We start from the raw sequence: 16,995 nt of genomic DNA, 5'->3' as shown, positions 1-16,995 counted from the left end.
GTCATGTCGGCCGTACGGACGGGGCCCCGGCGGGGAACCATCGTTCACCGGTGTGTCACTTCCGCTGACGCATCCGCTGACGCGTCTGCGGCCCGCGGTCTGCGGTGCGCGGCCGCCACGACGGGAGGACCCCATGGTGGAGGGTGCGGTGCCCGGTCCGGGAGACGAGGGGCGGTCGTGGTCGACGGCCCAGCCGGGGTTCTGGCGCCAGGTCGTCGAGCAGCTGAACACCGCCCTGATGGTGGTCGGGTCGACCGGACGGATCCTCGCCGTCAACCCGGCCGCCGAGCGGCTGCTGGGCCGTGCCGCCACCGCGATGCGCGGGAAGGACGCGCACGAACTGCTGCACCGGGACGCGGGCGGCGGCTCGCTCATCCGGGAGCGGTGCCCGCTGCTCCGGGCGCTGGCCGCGGGGGTCGCCACGAGCGGGGAGGGCGACAGCCATTTGCGCGGTGACGGTCGTCTGGTCACGATCTCCTGGTCCGCTTCCCCGCTGGCGGACGACGGCTCCTTCGAGGGCATGGCCGTGCTGTTCACCGACGTCACCGGTGACCATGGCGCGCGTCGGGAACGGGCCGCCTACACGAGTGCGCTGGAGGACCTCACCGAGCGGCTGACGCTGGTCGCGGAGATCACCGACGTACTCGGGCAGACCCTGGAGACCGACGAGGCCCTCGCCCGGCTGGGCCGCCTGCTGGTTCCCCGCCTCGCCGACTGGGCGGCGGTGGACCTCCGGGCCGGTTCCGGGCAGGTCCACCGGGTCGCGGTGACCGGTCCCGCGGGCCGGGACCCCACGCTGGAGGGCAGGCGTGAACACCTTCCCGAGGCCGGGGAGGCGGACCGATCGCCTCTTGTCCACGTACTGCGCGGCGGTGCTCCCGTGCTGTGGGACGAGGTCGTGACGGCGGCCGCCCCGCCCGAGGCTCCCCTGGCCGCCGTGCACGGCGACTTCCTGCGGACCGTGGGCGCGACGTCCGCCATCACGGTGCCGCTGGGGTCCAGACGGCAGATCACCGGCGCCCTGACGGTGGTGCGAACCGACCCGGCGCACCCCTTCGACGCCGACGACCTGGAGGTGGTGAGCGACATCGGCCGCCGGGTCGGTCTGGTCATCGACAACGCACGGCGGTTCGGCCGCCAGCGCGCCATCGCCGAGGCCATGCAGCGCAACCTGCTCGCCCCGCTGCCCCAGCCCGGCCGCCTGCGCCTGGCCGCCCGCTACCAGCCCGCCCCGGCCGGCTCCCAGGTGGGCGGCGACTGGTACGACGCGTTCGAGCTGAAGGACGGCACGCTCGCGCTGGTCATCGGCGACGTCGTGGGTCACGACCTGACGGCGGCGGCCGGGATGGCCCAACTGCACGGCATCCTGCGCTCGCTGGCCTGGGACCACTCGTGGGACCACGCCGGGCCGCCGGGCACCATCGTGGACCGCCTCGACGACGCCATGCCCGCCATCACCACCGTCTCCATGGCGACCCTCGTCCTCGCCCGGGTCGAAGGCCACCCGGACGCGGGTCCATGGACCCTGCGGTGGACCAGTGCCGGACACCCGCCGCCTCTGCTGCTGACCCCCGGCGGACACGCGCGGTACCTCGAAGGCGGCCAGGGGCTCCTCCTCGGCGCCCCACCGGACCCCGGCGCGGGCAGCCGTCCGAACGCCGCGCAGCCCCTGCCGCCCGGTTCCACCCTGCTGCTCTACACCGACGGCCTGATCGAGATCCCCGGCAGCGACCTCGACACCGGCCTGGGCCGCCTGCGCCACCACGCTCTGGCACTCGCCGACGCACCACTGGACACCCTGTGCGACGAACTGCTCGCCCGTATGCCGCCCGGCAGCGCCGACGACGTGGCCCTCCTCGCCCTGCGTATGCCGACGGATTGACACGCCCCTCTCGCGTTCGCGTCCCACCGGCATCTCCCGTGCCGTTTTCCACCGAGCCCTCTTGACAAGGCCCAAAGGTCAGCGACAGTCTTCCGTTAAGTAGAAAGTGAATTCCACAATATGGAAACAGGACGAAATAAGAGTACGGAAGGGAGCGCCTGAGGCCCCATGGGATTCGCAGAGCAGCGCTACAACGTCAACCTGTCGATCCTCTTCACGGAACTCCCGCTCCTGGAGCGCCCCGCGGCCGCCGCCGCGGCCGGCTTCACCGCGGTCGAGCTGTGGTGGCCCTGGGTCGACTCGCCCACCCCCGCGCGGTCCGAACTCGACGCCCTGCGGGGCGCGATCGAGGACGCGGGCGTGCGGCTGACCGGGCTGAACTTCTACTCCGGAGTGCTCCCGGGCCCCGACCGGGGCGCGCTGTCGATCCCGGGCGAGGAGTCGGAGCGGTTCCGCGCCAACATCGACGTGGCCGCGGACTTCGCCGGGTCCGTCGGCTGCGGGGCGCTCAACGCCCTCTACGGCAACCGCGTCGCCGGTGTGGACCCGGCCGAGCAGGACGCGCTCGCGCTGCGGAACCTGGTCCTGGCGGCGCGGGCCGCCGACCGGATCGGCGCGATGCTGCTGATCGAGGTCCTGAACAAGGTGGAGTCGCCGCTCTACCCCCTGGTGTCGGCCCCGGCCGCCGTCTGCGTCGTCGACAAGGTCAACCAGGCGTCGGGCCTCGGCAACGCGCGCTTCCTGATGGACCTCTACCACCTGTCCATGAACGGCGAGGACCTGCCGCGGGTGATCGCCGAGTACGCCGACAGGACCGGCCATGTGCAGATCGCCGACAACCCCGGCCGCGGCGCCCCCGGCACCGGGACCGTCCCGCTGGAGGAGCACCTCGACCAGCTCGCCAAGGCCGGGTACGAGGGCCTGGTCGGCCTGGAGTACAAGCCGGGCGACCGGCCTAGCGCCGAGGCCTTGGAGTGGCTCCCCCGAGAGGCCCGCGCGGCGCACTGAGCGCCCACCCCACGGGCGTGGCCCACCCCACAGACGCAGCAGAGCAGTCAGAGAGGCACCCTCACCATGAGCAATCTCCCCAAGATCGCGTGGATAGGCCTCGGCATCATGGGCTCCCCCATGTCCGAGAACCTGATCAAAGCGGGTTACGAGGTCACGGGCCACACCCTGGAGCAGGACAAGCTCGACCGGCTGACCGCCGTCGGCGGTACCGCGGCGGCCTCCGTCGCCGAGGCGGTGCGCGACGCCGACGTCGTCATCACGATGGTGCCCGCCTCCCCGCAGGTCGAGGCCATCGCGTACGGCCCTGCCGGCATCCTGCGCAACGCCAGGCCCGGCACCCTGCTGATCGACATGTCGTCCATCACCCCGCAGACCTCGGTCGACCTCGCGAGGGCGGCGCAGCAGAAGGGCATCCGGGTGCTCGACGCCCCGGTGTCCGGCGGTGAGGCCGGCGCGATCGAGGCCGTGCTGTCCATCATGGTCGGCGGCGAGCAGGCCGACTTCGACGAGGCCGCGCCGGTCTTCGAGGCGCTCGGCAGGACCATCGTGCTGTGCGGTCCGCACGGCTCCGGCCAGACCGTGAAGGCCGCGAACCAGCTGATCGTCGCCGTGAACATCCAGGCGTGCGCCGAGGCCGTGGTCTTCCTGGAGAAGTCGGGCGTGGACCTGAAGGCGGCGCTCGACGTCCTGGGCGGCGGGCTCGCCGGCTCGACCGTGCTGACCCGCAAGAAGGACAACTTCCTGAACCGGGACTTCAAGCCGGGCTTCCGCATCGACCTGCACCACAAGGACATGGGCATCGTCACCGACGCCGCCCGTACCGTGGGCGCCGCCCTGCCCGTCGGCGCCGTGGTGGCCCAGTTGGTCGCCTCGCTGCGCGCCCAGGGCGACGGCGGCCTCGACCACTCGGCCCTGCTGCGCGCCGTGGACCGCCTCTCCGGCGCCCGGGTCTGAGGCGCCGGCTCCCCGAACTTCCGGTCCGCGGCGGCGCCGACATCTGTCCTGTCGCGCCCAGGTGCCGTCGCGGACCGGAACCACCGTCCGGGATACGCCGACTTCCTGAGGGGCGTCGGCGGGCGCACCGCGATGTCCGTACGCCTCTTGACGGTGGGTGAGGGTCTGGCCGACACCGGCACGGTGCGCGAACCGCCCGATCCGGCGATCGACTTCACGCATCCCCGAACGGCGTCCGGTCCCTGATGGACACCCATCAGCCACCGGACGCACCGCCCGCGACCGTTTCCGACCGACCCGGATGAGGGGTGAGCGTCGGAGCACGCGGGCAGGGCACGGACCGCGGCGGCTGCGCGCCAGTGCGGTGGTGCGGGCTCCGGCCCGCGTCTCGACGTGAGGGACGCGGAACCGGCGCCGTCGCATCCGCCGCGGTCCGACCCATCGCGATCCGGAGAGCCGGCGAGTTCGAGAGCTGGAGGACTTGGGGCGCCGGGTGGGGTCCAAGATCCAGGATCCAGGATCTATGGGTGTTGAACGTGCGCAGGGCCTCGGTGATCTCCGCCTCCGGCACGTCCGGATGGAGGGCGCGGTGACCGACGAGCACGAGCGCACTGGCCCGGCGGGGCTCGATGCCGAACTCGTCCTGGCCCGGCGGGGCTCGATGCCGAACTCGTCGCGGATGCGGTGCCGGTCCTCGTCCAGTCCCGTCAAACGATGTGCGGGGCGCCGTCACCGCGGACCAGCGGGAGGTCGACTCGTCACCGGGCGCGAGCCTGCGGTGCGCGGCCTCGCCGCCGAAACGACCGCCGAAGATGCGGTGCTGCCCCTCCAACGCGCTCTGGAGGTCCCGTTCCAGGGCGTCCGGGTCCTCGACGCCGTGCGCAGCTCTTCGAGACCGGCCGCACGACGGCGCAACTCGGTCTCCTGGAGGATGAGTTGCCTCTGGTCGTCGGTGGAGAGCAGGGCGAGGGCCGCCGGGGAGATGACGATGTCCGGGCGCGACGGCCGGGTCCTCGATGTCGATGCGGCCGTCACGCAGGACGCACTCCCGCCACAGGACCGTCTACGGCGCGGCCGCGTGGGATCACCCACCGTCCGGGCCGGTCCTCGGGTGCCCAGCATGCGCACCACGTTCCACTCGCCGGCGCCGGCCGCCGTGGCCCCTGCCTCCGCCGGCAGCCGTTCGAGCTCCTTGCCACCCGGCGGCCGCGGCCGGTTCCACCAGCGCGTCGCCATGGTAGGGACTGTGCGATCAGGGTCGGACAACCCGATCACCGGCCACCGGCCACCGGCTTGCTGCCTACGCAAGCGTGCGTAGACCGTCTACGGAACCCTCAAATCAACCTCTGAACCCGTGTGCCAAGGCTTCAACTACCCCTGGGTCAGGGCACATTCTCGTCACACGGGGCCCGTCGGCACGGGGGCGGCGGGCCTCGACGGGGGAAAGGCCCCACGGGGGAAACGGGGCACGGGGGAACACGGGGGTCGGGGGGAAACGGGGGCCCGGGGATCGGGGGAGAACCGGGGAAACGGGGGAGGCCATGAGCGGCGGCGCGGCAAAGCGGCTCGCGTCATGCGAGGTCGCGCCGCTGCCGAGGCCTCCCCTCCCCCACCGCCGGACGACTCGGAGCACACCCTTGCCGTACGACGGCCCGGGCGCGGGGCCGGGCGGCCCACCCCCCGGATGAGCCGCCCCCAGACGTCCGTACGCCGTCGCCGACGGCCCTGCGGCACCGTCGGCGCCGTACGCCTCACACCCGCAACGCCCTGATCGACGTGGGCGCGTGTCCCGGCTCCGTCGCGATCTCCTCGAACTCCACCACGTTGCCGATGTCGTTCGTCGTGGACATCGAGATGTTGGTGACACGTTCCAGGATCGCCTCGACGACGACCGGCACCCGGTACTCCGCCGCGAGCTTCTTCGCCTGCTCGAAGGCGGCGCCCAGTTCGGCCGGGTCGGTCACCCGGATCGCCCTGCAGCCGAGGCCCTCGGCGACCTTGACGTGGTCGACGCCGTAGACGCCCAGCTCGGGCGAGTTGACGTTCTCGAACTCCAGGTTGACCTGGAAGTCGATGTCGAAGGCGCGCTGGGCCTGGCGGATGAGGCCCAGGTAGGAGTTGTTGACCAGGACGTGGACGTACGGGATGCGGTGCTGCGCCCCGACCGCCAGCTCCTCGATCATGAACTGGAAGTCGTAGTCGCCGGAGAGGGCGACGACGGACGCCTCCGGGTCGGCCTTCGCGACGCCGAGCGCGGCGGGGATCGTCCAGCCCAGCGGGCCCGCCTGGCCGCAGTTGATCCAGTGGCGCGGGCGGTAGACGTGCAGCATCTGGGCGCCGGCGATCTGCGAGAGGCCGATGGTGGAGACGTAGCGGGTCTCGGGGCCGAAGGCCTTGTTCATCTCCTCGTAGACGCGCTGCGGCTTGATCGGGATGTCGTCGAAGTGCGTGCGGCGCTGGAGGCGGGCCTTGCGGTCCTGCGTGGCGGCCGCCCACGCGGAGCGGTCCGGCATCCTCCCTTGCGCCTTCAACTCCCGTGCCACCGCCACGAACAGCTCCAGTGCGGCCCCGGCGTCGGACGCGATGCCGTAGTCGGGGGCGAAGATCCTGCCGATCTGGGTGGGCTCGATGTCGACGTGGACGAACGTCCGCCCGGCCGTGTAGACGTCCAGTTTCCCGGTGTGCCGGTTGGCCCAGCGGTTGCCGATGCCGAGGACGAAGTCGGACTCCAGGAAGGTCGCGTTGCCGTAGCGGTGCGAGGTCTGCAGACCGACCAGGCCGGCGTTCAGCTCGTGGTCGTCGGGCAGGACACCCCAGCCCATGAGCGTGGGGACGACGGGAACTCCGGTCAACTCGGCTAATTCCACGAGGAGTTCGGAGGCGTCGGCGTTGATGATCCCGCCGCCCGCGACGATCAGCGGCCGCTCCGACTCGTTCAGCAGCCCGATCGCCTTCTCGATCTGGGCGCGGGTGGCGGCGGGTTGGTAGACCGGGAGCGGCTCGTACGTGTCCGGGTCGAACTCGATCTCGGTGAGCTGGACGTCGATGGGCAGGTCGACGAGGACGGGACCGGGGCGCCCGGAGCGCATCAGGTGGAAGGCCTGCTGGAAGACGCCGGGGACCTGCGCTGCCTCCAGGACGGTGACGGCCATCTTGGTGACGGGCCTGGCGATGGAGGCGATGTCGACGGCCTGGAAGTCCTCCTTGTGGAGCACGGCCGTGGGCGCCTGGCCGGTGACGCAGAGGATCGGTATGGAGTCACCGGTGGCCGAGTAGAGCCCGGTGATCATGTCGGTGCCGGCGGGCCCCGAGGTGCCGACGCACACGCCGATGTTGCCGGGGCGGGTGCGGGTGTAGCCCTCGGCCATGTGCGCCGCGCCCTCGACGTGCCGGGCGAGGGTGTGCTGGATGCCGCCGGAGGCCTTCAGGGCCGCGTAGAAGGGGTTGATCGCCGCGCCGGGGACACCGAACGCGTCACGGACGCCCTCACGCTTGAGGATCTCGACTGCCGCGCGGGCAGCGGTCATACGAGCCATTGCGTACTCCTGCTTCAGCTGCCGGACTCGCGCTCCCGTCGCGCCCCGCGGTGAGCACTTCCGTATCTCGTCGATTGCCTGGGCGTATCGCGTGTGCACATTTCCGCATTACGGAAATAATCTTCTGCTATCTGGAAGCAATGTAGGGGGCGGTGTCAGGAGCGTCAAGGGCGTGGGCGGCGGAATCCACCTTCGGCGTCTCGGGGTGTTTCCCTGCCGGGACAGCCCTGGCTGGAGGACGATGAGGGGGCGTTTTCGAGGGTGGCCCGGTGGTGGGGTGGGGTGGGGAGCATGAGCGAGAGCATGGCGGTGCGGTGCCCGGACTGCGGGCGGGAGCATCAGTACGCCGCGCCGGCCTACCCCTGTGCGTGCGGCGCCCCGGTCGCCCCGCCCCTGGACCGCCGCGCCGCCCCCACCTCCGTCACGCACCACACCTGGGACGAGGACTGGGTGACCGTGCGCTGCGGCGACTGCGGTCGCGCGGACCAGTGGCCCCATCCGGAGCTGGGCTGCTCCTGCGGGACCGTGCTGCGCGTTCCCGTGGCCGGCGGCGTACGGCCGCTGAGAACCGGCGGCGCCATGGACACGGCCGGAGTGCCCGCCGGACCCCGGGCGGCCTTCCGGCCCTACACCATCCGCACGGCCCGCGACGCGGTCACCGCCGTGGCCCTCTATCTGCGCTGGCTGGGCTACCGGGACATCCGCCGCGCCGACCAGCGCCAGCCCTCCGGGATCGGGCTGGCCACGCGGGGCGCCCTGGTCCAGGTGGACCCGTCGGTGCGCCCGGCCTCGCTGCGCGACGTCGAGTGCCTGTGGCTGACGGCCATGACGGAGTCCACCGACTGCGTCTTCTTCGCCCTCGCCGGGTACACGAGCGACGCCCGCGACCGCGCCGACGGCCTGGGCGTCTCCCTGTTCGTCCTGGACCTCACGGGCACCCCGCAGCCGGTGAACCGCGCGGCGACGACCCTCGTCGCCGCCTGCGCCGAGGCCTGAGCGCTCCTTGCGGGGCGCATCCCTACTCGGTCGTGTACCGCTCCCGCAGCTCGATCTTCCGCACCTTCCCCGACACCGTCATCGGGAAGGAGTCCAGGATCCGCAGCGCGCTCGGGATCTTGTAGTGCGCCAACTGCCCGTCGCAGAAGGCCCGTAGCTCCTCCAGCGTGAGCGGTTCGGCGGCCTCGCGCGGGATGACACAGGCCAGCACCTCCTCGCCGTAGCGCTCGTGCGGTACGCCCACCACCTGGACGTCGGCGATCTTCGGGTGGCCGTACAGGAACTCCTCGATCTCGCGCGGGTAGATGTTCTCGCCGCCCCGGATGATCATGTCCTTGATCCGGCCGACGATTTCGACGTACCCGTCCTCGCGCATCGTCGCCAGGTCGCCGGTGTGCATCCACCGGCCGGCGTCGACGGCCTCGGCGGTCTTCTCCGGCTCCTCCCAGTAGCCGAGCATCACGCTGTAGCCACGGGTGCACAACTCACCTGCCGCACCGCGTGGTCGGGTCACCCCGGTCACCGGGTCGACGATCTTCACCTCGATGTGCGGGAGGACGCGGCCGACCGTCCCGGTGCGGTGTTCCAGGTCGTCGTCGCGCCGGGTCTGGGTGGAGACGGGCGAGGTCTCCGTCATGCCGTAGCAGATCGAGACCTCCGTCATGTGCATCTCGGCGACCACCCGCTTCATCACCTCCACCGGACAGGGCGAGCCCGCCATGATGCCGGTGCGCAGGGACGAGAGGTCGTAGGCGTCGAAGTCGGGGAGGTTCAACTCCGCGATGAACATGGTCGGTACACCGTACAGGGAGGTGCAGCGCTCCTGCTGGACGGCGTCCAGCGTGGCCTTCGGGTCGAAGGCCGGGGCCGGGATGACGATGCAGGCGCCGTGCGAGGTCGCCGCGAGATTGCCCATCACCATGCCGAAGCAGTGGTAGAAGGGCACGGGCACGCAGATCCGGTCCTGCTCGGTGTATGCGATCAACTCCCCCACGAAGTAACCGTTGTTGAGGATGTTGTGGTGGGAGAGGGTCGCCCCCTTGGGGAAGCCCGTGGTACCCGAGGTGTACTGGATGTTGATCGGGTCGTCGCAGGACAGTTCCTCGTACGGCACCGGCGTCCCGCGCGCGATCAGCGCGTCCCAGCTCGGGTCCCCGATGTAGACGGTCTCCCTCAACTTCGGGCACCTGGAGCGGACTTGCTCGACCATCGACCGGTAGTCGCTCGTCCTGTGGCTGAGCGAGGCGAAGAGCAGGCAGACACCGGCCTGGTTGAGGACGTACTCGACCTCGTGGGTGCGGTAGGCCGGGTTGATGTTCACCATGATCGCGCCGATACGGGCGGTGGCGTACTGGACGAGCACCCACTCGGGGCAGTTGACCGCCCAGATACCGACCCGGTCGCCCTTGGCCACGCCGCTCGCGAGCAGGGCGTACGCCAACCGGTCCACGTCCGCGGCGAATTGGGCGTACGTCCAGCGCCGCCCGGACGGCACGTCGACGAGCACCTCGCGGTCGGGCCAGGCCGCGACCGCCCGGTCGAGGTTGGCACCGATCGTGTCGCCGAGCAGGACCGTGTCGCTCGTACCGTGCGTGTACGACGGCTCCGTCACCGGACGGCCTCCTTGTTCCGTCGTCGGACGGCCGCCTCGTTCCGTCGTCGGATGGCCGCCTCGCTCCGTCGTCGGATGGCCGCCTCGCTCCGTCGTCGTCGCCGTCGTCGGAAGGTCTCCTCGTTCCGTCACCGGAAGTCCTCCTCGCGGTACTCCGCGTCCGAGCCCTCGGCCGTGGCCTCGCGCAGCTCGATGCGGCGGATCTTGCCCGACACGGTCTTCGGCAGGTCGCCGAACTCCAGGCGGCGCAGACGCTTGTAGGGCGCGAGGACGGTCCGGGAGTGCTCGAACAGCACCTTCGCGGTGTCCGGTCCCGGCTCCCAGCCGGCCGCCAGCACGATGTACGCCTTCGGTACCGCGAGCCGCACCTCGTCCGGCGCGGGCACCACTGCCGCCTCGGCGACGGCCTCGTGCTCCAGCAGGGCGCTCTCCAGCTCGAACGGGCTGATCTTGTAGTCGCTCGCCTTGAACACGTCGTCCGCGCGGCCCACGTAGGTGATGTAGCCCTCCGCGTCCCGTGAGCCGATGTCGCCGGTGCGGTAATAGCCGCCGGCCATGGCCTCCGCCGTACGGTCCGGGTCGCCGTGGTAGCCGGTCATCAGGCCGACGGGGCGGTTGGAGAGGTCCAGGGCGATCTCGCCCTCGTCGACGTCGGGGGCGCCCGAGACGGGGTCGAGGAGAACGACCTTGAAGCCGGGGCCGGGCCGGCCCATCGAGCCGGTCTTCAGTTCCTGGCCGGGGCTGTTGGAGACCTGGACGGCGGTCTCGGTCTGGCCGAAGCCGTCCCTGATGGTGACGCCCCAGGCGCGCCGCACCTGCTCGATGACCTCGGGGTTGAGGGGCTCCCCGGCGGCGACGACCTCGCGGGGCGGGGTGCGCAGCTGGGTCAGGTCCGCCTGGATGAGCATGCGCCACACGGTGGGCGGGGCGCAGAAGGTGGTGACCCCCGCGCGGTCCATCTCCGAGAGCAGCCGGCCGGCGTCGAAGCGGGTGTAGTTGTGGATGAACACGGTCGCCTCCGCGTTCCACGGGGCGAAGAGGTTGGACCAGGCGTGCTTGGCCCAGCCGGGCGAGGAGATGTTGAGATGGACGTCGCCGGGCTTCAGGCCGATCCAGTACATGGTCGCCAAGTGGCCGATGGGATACGACACATGGGTGTGCTCGACCAGTTTGGGCCGGGCGGTGGTGCCCGAGGTGAAGTACAGCATCAGCGGGTCGGTGGCATTGGTCGCGCCGTTCGGCTCGAAGCGGGTGGGGGCCGCGTAGGCCTCCTCGTACGACCGCCAGCCGTCCACCGTGCCGCCGACCGTGGTCCGGGTGTAACGACCGGGTACGTCCTCGAACTTGGGGGCGTCCTCGGCCCGTACGATCACGTGCTTGACCCGGCCGCGCTCCACCCGGTCGCGCAGATCGGCGGGGCCCAGCAGCGGGGTCGCGGGGATGACGACGGCGCGCAGCTTCATCGCGGCGAGGGCGGTCTCCCACAGCTCCGCCTGGTTGCCGAGCATGACGAGGACGCGGTCGTCGGCACGGACGCCCCGGTCCCGCATTCGGTTGGCGACCTGGGACGAACGCGCGGACATCTCGGCGAAGGAGAGCACGGTCTCGGTGCCGTCCTCCTCGACGATGTGCAGCGCGGTGCGGTCGTTCTCGCGTGCGATCACGTCGAACCAGTCGAGCGCCCAGTTGAAGTACTCCGGGCGCGGCCAGGTGAAGCCCTTGTAGGCCGTGGCGTAGTCCTCACGATGGGCCAGCAGGAAGTCCCGGGCCGCCCGGAACTCGTCCGTGGCGCTCGTCCTCGCCGACATGTGTCCTCCTCATTGCCGGACCGTTGCCTGACATCGTGTAATGCGTGATACACGTCTCACTACCCCCGAACGGGGGTGCGCCGCGCGGAAAGGGCGAGTTCGTGGCATTGGATCCCTCGGATTCCGTCGGGACGGCTCTGTCCGGCCGGGCGGACATGCGCGGCGCGCTGCACCGGCTGCGACGGGCCACCGGGCTCCCGCTCGCCTTCGCGGGGCTGGTCGAGCCCGGTCCCGGGCAACTGCGCATCAGCGAACTCCAGGGCAACCGCACGACCGCGCTTCAAGGGCTGGCCGTGCACTCCGGGAACGGCCTCGGCGGCAAGACGGTGGCCCTGGCCCGCCCCTGCTGGGTGACCGACTACTCCGTCTCGCGCCAGATCAGCCACGAGTACGACGCCGCGGTCGCCGCCGAGGGCATCCGCTCCGTCCTCGCGGTCCCCGTGGTCGTACGGCGCCAGGTGCGCGGAGTGCTGTACGGAGCTCTGCGCTCGGCCCAGCCGCTGGGTGAGCGCACGGTCGGGGCCGCGCTGGAAGCGGCGCGGGACCTGGAGCAGGCGCTGGTGGTGCGGGACGAGGCGCGGAGTCTGCTGGCCGCGACCCGGGTGCCCGAGGGGGATTCCGCCGGGGCGTGGGAGGAGGTCCGGGAAGCGCACGGGGCGCTGCGCGCGCTCGCCCCGCGCATCGACGATCCGGATCTGCGGGCGGAGCTGCTGCGGGTGTGCGGGCGCCTCGCCGGCGTGGCCGGTGAGGAGGGCGCCACCGGGCCGACCGCGCCCGCCGCGGACGGCGCCACGACCATCGCCCTCACCTCGCGCGAGGTGGATGTGCTCGCGTGCGTCGCCATGGGCGCGACCAACGCGGTCGCGGCGCAGCGGTTGGGGCTGCGTCCGGAGACCGTGAAGGCGTACCTGCGCTCGGCGATGCGGAAGCTCGGGGCGCATACGCGCCTGGAGGCGGTGGTGGCGGCCCGCCGAGCGGGCCTGCTGCCCTGACCCACACCCTTTACGGGATGTGGCGGACGTCATCTTTCATGTAACAGGCATGTGAAATTCCTTATGCCGTACCCTTCCTGTTATTTCCCACACCCGGGCTACGTTCCGAAATTCAAAGACTGGATGCCTAATATTGGCCCGGACACGACACTCGAGGGGAGCGGTGGCCCGTGCGACGGGAGATCAAGGAGCCTGGGAGACCCCGCCCCGACCTGGTCATAGGCAGGGAGGAGCTGTTCGCGGGGGCCCGTGAGCAGCTTTCACGGGGCGGCAGCGTGCTCGTCCACGGCTCCGCGGGCATCGGTAAATCGACCGTCCTGCGCGCGCTGGCCGCGGAATACGACGAATCGGCACGGACGGTCCTGCGCTGCTCGGCCACCGAGTCCGAGTCGCATCTGCCGTTCCTCGCACTGAGCGATCTGCTCGGTCTGGTCATGGACGAGGTGTCCGACCAGCTGCCCGCCCCGCAGCGCACCGCTCTGGAGTCCGCGCTCACCGGCCGTGGCGAGTCCACGCTCCAGCGCGACGGGCTGGCCCTGCGGCTGGCCGTCCTGTCCACCCTGCGCGCGCTGGCCGCCAAGGGTCCGGTGCTGATCGTCGCGGACGACCTCCAGTGGCTGGATCCGGCCAGTGTCGAGCTGCTCGGGTTCGCCGCGCGACGGCTCGGCGAGCTGCCGGTGCGCATGCTGTGCGCCGTACGTACCTCGACGGACCCGCATGGTCACGAGCAGGACAGGTATCTACGCGCGTCCCCGCCCGACACCCTCGCCCTCCGGGTCGCTCCGCTGTCCAGGACGCATGTCGCCGAGCTGCTGGAGAACCGCGGCTACACCGGTCTGCCCCGCTCGACCGTGCGGGACATCCACCGCACCAGCGGCGGCAACCCGCTGTTCGCGCTGGAGCTGGGCCGCGCCCTCGCCGACAGTCCGACCCCGCCGCGTCCGGGTGAGCCGCTGCCCGTGCCGACCTCGCTGCGGACCCTGGTCCTGAACCGGCTGGACATGCTCTCGGCCGAGGCCCGCCGCACCCTGCTCGTCGCCAGCGCCGGTGCCCGGCCCACGGTGGCGCTGCTGCGGGCCGCCGGGCGGGAGAACGCTGAGGCGGAGACCGCGCAGGCCGTCGAGCTGGGGCTGCTCGCGCCGGAGCGGGAGGGGCCGGGCGTGCGGTTCGCGCACCCCCTGGTCTCCGCCGCGCTGTACGCCGAGGCGACCGCCCAGGATCGGCGGGCCGCCCACGCCGCGCTGTCCACCTCCGCCGTCGACCCCATCGAGCGGGCCCGGCATCTGGCGCTGGCCACCCACGGCACCGATCCGCAGGTCGCCGGGCAGCTGGGCGAGGCCGCGGCCGTGGCCCGGGACCGGGGCGCGCCCTCGGTCGCCGCCGAGCTGGGGCTGCTCTCGGCCCGGCACACCCCGGCGGACGCGACGCCGGGGCCGGACGAGCGGCGGTTGCAGGCCGCCGAGGACGCGCTGACCGCCGGGGAGAACGACCTGGGCCGGGACATCGCCCGTGAGGTGCTGAGCCGGGCCACCGAGCCCGCCGAGCGGGTCCGGGCCTGGATGGTGGTGATCGACGCGGCCGGTCAGTCCCTCGCCGAGGTCGACGCCGTCTATCCGCAGGTCCTCGCCGACGCGGGCGACGACCCGCGGCTGCTCGGCCTGGTCCGCTACCAGCTGGCCTGGCGTGCCCTGGTCCTCGAAGGCGACTTCGCCCAGAGCCGGGAGGAGGCCGCGCGGGCGGCGGAGCTGGCGGCGCGGGCCGAGGACCGGCGCACCGAACTGCTCGCGCTCGCCTTCCAGGCACAGGCGGAGATCCTGATGGGGCACCCGGACGCGCCCATGACGATCAAGCGGGCGCTGAGGGAGCCGCAGGACCCCCAGCTGGCGTGCCATCACAACGGGGCGGGCGCGACCCGCTTCCGCTGGCTGATGATGAGCGACCAGCTCGGCGAGGCCCGCGCGACGATCACCTCGCTGCTGCGTGAGGTGCGCCGGCGCGGCATGGTCGAGAGCGAGGTGCACTATGTGCGCTTCCTCGCCGAGACCGAGCTGCGTTCCGGGCACTGCGGCCGGGCCCTCGACCTCGCCCGCGAGGGCTACGTCCTCGCCCGGGACTCCGGCATCGGCGAGGGCGCGTCCGCCATGCTCACCTCGCTCGCGGAGGCCGCCGGCGGTGACGTGGAGCGGGCCCGGGCGCTCGCCCGTGAGGCCGCCGAGCGCGCCGAGCAGGACGGCGACCTGATGTACCTCTCCCGCGCCCTGGGTGCCCTCGGGCACGCTCAACTGGTGGCGGGGGACGCTCCGGGGACGGTCCAGTCGCTGCGCCGGGTACGGGAGTTGGAGGAAGGACTCGGTGTCAACGACCCCGCACGCGGCCGGTGGCACGGCGATCTCGCCGAAGCCCTGGTGCGGGTGGGCGAGTTGGCCGAGGCCCAGGACGTCATCGACGTCACCCGGCAGCAGGCGCTGCGACTCGGCCGCGAGAGCGTGCTCGCCGTCCTCGACCGGGCCGAGGCGCTGGTGCGCGCGGCACGGGGTGAACAGGACGCCGCCGTACGGCAGTTGACGTCGGCTCAGGACCGGCTGGCCAAGCTGGGCTACGGACTGGAGGAGGCGCGGGCCGCGTACGCCCTGGCGGGGCTGCGCACTCTCCCGCAGGCCCTCGGTGTCGCCCGGCCAGGGGGGACGCCCGCGTCCGGGCCGGGTTCGTACGACGAGGCGTCCCGGCTCTTCCGCCGCTGCCGTGCCCTGCCGTGGCTGCGCCAGGTGGAGGAGGCCACGGTCGCCCCGGCGCCCCCGCAGCAACCCGCGATCGCGCCATCGGCGCTGGACGCCCTCGCCGTGCTCGCGGCGACGGAACGCCAGGTCGCGGAGCTGGTCATGGAGGGCGCGACCAACCGGGAGATCGCCGGCCGTCTGTACATCAGCGTGAAGACGGTCGAGGCGACACTCACGCGGGTCTACCGGAAGCTGGGCATCCGGTCGCGTGTGGACATCGTGCGTCTGGCGGCGGGACACCGTACGAACTGACCTCCCCGGGACCGGTTTGCCGGGCCCCCTCCCGGGGCCTGGGTCCTGTGCGCGCAGCGACCTTGCGACTCCAGCCTAGGCTCAAACCCCGGCCCGGGTCATCGAGGGTTTTCCCTCCTCAACTCCATTAGGGGGATCCCCCCTTGGGGGGGGATCACTCCGGCTCATAGTTTTTGTGATGTGCCGCACGCCAGGGCACACAGACCGGCCCGCCGCCCCCGCTCGGCTCCCCCGAGCGGGGGCGACACCGCAGGTCTGTGCACCGCACCCCCCACCCGCGCGTCCCCCACCGGCAACTCCCCCATAGGAGAACCATGTTCGGGTTCAACCGCGTCAAGAAGTCGATGGTCGCCGCCGCGGCCACCGCTGCCGCCGCCGCTGCCGCGCTGCTCACCGCCCCCGGCGCCGTCGCCGCTCCCCAGCCCATCGTGGGTGGTACGACCACCACCGCGAGCGCGTACCCGTACGTCATGCAGATCACGAACGCCTCGCAGAGCCAGTTCTGTGGCGGCACCCTCGTGTCTCCCACCAAGGTGATCACCGCCGCCCACTGCATGGTCGGCAGAACCACCTCCAGCACCCGCGTCGTCGGTGGCCGCACCTACCGCAACGGCACGAACGGCACCGTCAGCACGCTCAGCAAGATCTGGATCCACCCGAGCTACAACAGCTCCACCATGACCAGCGACGTGGCCGTGCTGACGCTCGCGGTCGCGCAGCCGTACACCACGGCGTCCTACGTCAGCTCCTCGCAGACGAGCGTCTACGCGGCCGGCACCACCGCCCGCATCATCGGCTGGGGCACCACGTCCTCGGGCGGCTCCTCCTCCAACCAGCTGCGCACCGCGACCGTGCCGGTCGTGGCCGACTCGGTCTGCGGCAGCTCCAGCTCGTACGGCTCCGAGTTCGTGGCGAGCTCCATGGTTTGCGCCGGATACTCCTCCGGCGGCGTTGACACCTGCCAGGGCGACAGCGGCGGTCCCCTGATGATCGGGGGCGTCCTGGCAGGCATAGTTTCCTGGGGTTACGGCTGCGCCGACGCGCAGTACCCCGGGATCTACACCCGGCTGACCACCTTCTCCAACACGGTGGCCGCCCAGATCGCCTCGTAACCGAGGCCTGGCACCGGCCGACGGACTCCTGGGGTACTCCCTCAGGTACTACCAGGGGGCGCC

General features: G+C 71.8%; 10 protein-coding genes. 7 read left to right on the top strand and 3 right to left on the bottom strand.

Annotated elements, in window-relative coordinates; all coding sequences use genetic code 11:
• The first annotated feature begins 133 nt into the window (after positions 1 to 133).
• The 3 genes from OG202_RS38905 (at position 134) to OG202_RS38895 (ending at position 3,847) form a co-directional block, all read left to right on the top strand.
• On the top strand, positions 134 to 1,882 hold the full coding sequence (locus OG202_RS38905; RefSeq protein WP_328224290.1) for a SpoIIE family protein phosphatase: 1,749 nt from the start codon (positions 134 to 136) through the stop codon (positions 1,880 to 1,882).
• Positions 1,883 to 2,050: 168 nt separating this feature from the next.
• Positions 2,051 to 2,890: a TIM barrel protein gene (locus OG202_RS38900; RefSeq protein WP_327727145.1), complete on the top strand. Its 840-nt coding sequence runs from the start codon at positions 2,051 to 2,053 to the stop codon at positions 2,888 to 2,890.
• Between the two features lie 66 nt (positions 2,891 to 2,956).
• A complete protein-coding gene (locus tag OG202_RS38895) occupies positions 2,957 to 3,847 on the top strand; it encodes a 2-hydroxy-3-oxopropionate reductase (RefSeq protein WP_327727146.1) in 891 nt (296 codons plus the stop codon).
• Between the two features lie 1,751 nt (positions 3,848 to 5,598).
• On the opposite strand, the gene gcl is transcribed toward OG202_RS38895, so the two are convergent.
• Positions 5,599 to 7,383: a glyoxylate carboligase gene (gcl, locus tag OG202_RS38890; protein WP_327727147.1), complete on the bottom strand. Its 1,785-nt coding sequence runs from the start codon at positions 7,381 to 7,383 to the stop codon at positions 5,599 to 5,601.
• A 291-nt stretch (positions 7,384 to 7,674) separates the two neighbouring features.
• On the opposite strand from gcl, the gene OG202_RS38885 reads away from it, so the two are divergent.
• Positions 7,675 to 8,379: a hypothetical protein gene (locus OG202_RS38885; protein WP_327727148.1), complete on the top strand. Its 705-nt coding sequence runs from the start codon at positions 7,675 to 7,677 to the stop codon at positions 8,377 to 8,379.
• Positions 8,380 to 8,401: 22 nt separating this feature from the next.
• On the opposite strand, the gene OG202_RS38880 is transcribed toward OG202_RS38885, so the two are convergent.
• Together OG202_RS38880 and OG202_RS38875 are read right to left on the bottom strand one after the other, a co-directional pair.
• Positions 8,402 to 9,991: an AMP-binding protein gene (locus OG202_RS38880; protein ID WP_327727149.1), complete on the bottom strand. Its 1,590-nt coding sequence runs from the start codon at positions 9,989 to 9,991 to the stop codon at positions 8,402 to 8,404.
• A gap of 128 nt (positions 9,992 to 10,119) precedes the next feature.
• A complete protein-coding gene (locus OG202_RS38875; protein ID WP_327727150.1) occupies positions 10,120 to 11,799 on the bottom strand; it encodes an AMP-binding protein in 1,680 nt (559 codons plus the stop codon).
• A gap of 101 nt (positions 11,800 to 11,900) precedes the next feature.
• On the opposite strand from OG202_RS38875, the gene OG202_RS38870 reads away from it, so the two are divergent.
• The 3 genes from OG202_RS38870 to OG202_RS38860 all read left to right on the top strand — a co-directional run bounded on the left by OG202_RS38870 (position 11,901) and on the right by OG202_RS38860 (position 16,932).
• Entirely contained in the window at positions 11,901 to 12,791 is an 891-nt protein-coding gene (locus OG202_RS38870; protein ID WP_327727151.1) for a helix-turn-helix transcriptional regulator, read from the top strand.
• A gap of 170 nt (positions 12,792 to 12,961) precedes the next feature.
• Positions 12,962 to 15,820, top strand: coding sequence for a helix-turn-helix transcriptional regulator (locus OG202_RS38865; protein WP_327727152.1), 2,859 nt, complete (start codon positions 12,962 to 12,964; stop codon positions 15,818 to 15,820).
• A gap of 314 nt (positions 15,821 to 16,134) precedes the next feature.
• Complete coding sequence (locus OG202_RS38860) at positions 16,135 to 16,932, top strand: S1 family serine peptidase (RefSeq protein WP_327727153.1); 798 nt, start codon at positions 16,135 to 16,137, stop codon at positions 16,930 to 16,932.
• Positions 16,933 to 16,995 lie beyond the last annotated feature (63 nt).

It is taken from the genome of Streptomyces sp. NBC_00310 (genome assembly GCF_036208085.1).
Lineage (GTDB): Bacteria > Actinomycetota > Actinomycetes > Streptomycetales > Streptomycetaceae > Streptomyces.
The sequence above is the reverse complement of the archived record's forward strand: the minus strand, read 5'-3'. Positions and strand labels throughout refer to the sequence as shown.

Bases quoted from the DNA above. Each gene is read 5' to 3' on its own strand.
- OG202_RS38905 (WP_328224290.1), top strand. From the start codon at position 134: ATGGTGGAGGGTGCGGTGCCCGGTCCGGGAGACGAGGGGCGGTCGTGG.
- OG202_RS38900 (WP_327727145.1), top strand. From the start codon at position 2,051: ATGGGATTCGCAGAGCAGCGCTACAACGTCAACCTGTCGATCCTCTTC.
- OG202_RS38895 (WP_327727146.1), top strand. From the start codon at position 2,957: ATGAGCAATCTCCCCAAGATCGCGTGGATAGGCCTCGGCATCATGGGC.
- gcl (WP_327727147.1), bottom strand. From the start codon at position 7,383: ATGGCTCGTATGACCGCTGCCCGCGCGGCAGTCGAGATCCTCAAGCGT.
- OG202_RS38885 (WP_327727148.1), top strand. From the start codon at position 7,675: ATGAGCGAGAGCATGGCGGTGCGGTGCCCGGACTGCGGGCGGGAGCAT.
- OG202_RS38875 (WP_327727150.1), bottom strand. From the start codon at position 11,799: ATGTCGGCGAGGACGAGCGCCACGGACGAGTTCCGGGCGGCCCGGGAC.
- OG202_RS38860 (WP_327727153.1), top strand. From the start codon at position 16,135: ATGTTCGGGTTCAACCGCGTCAAGAAGTCGATGGTCGCCGCCGCGGCC.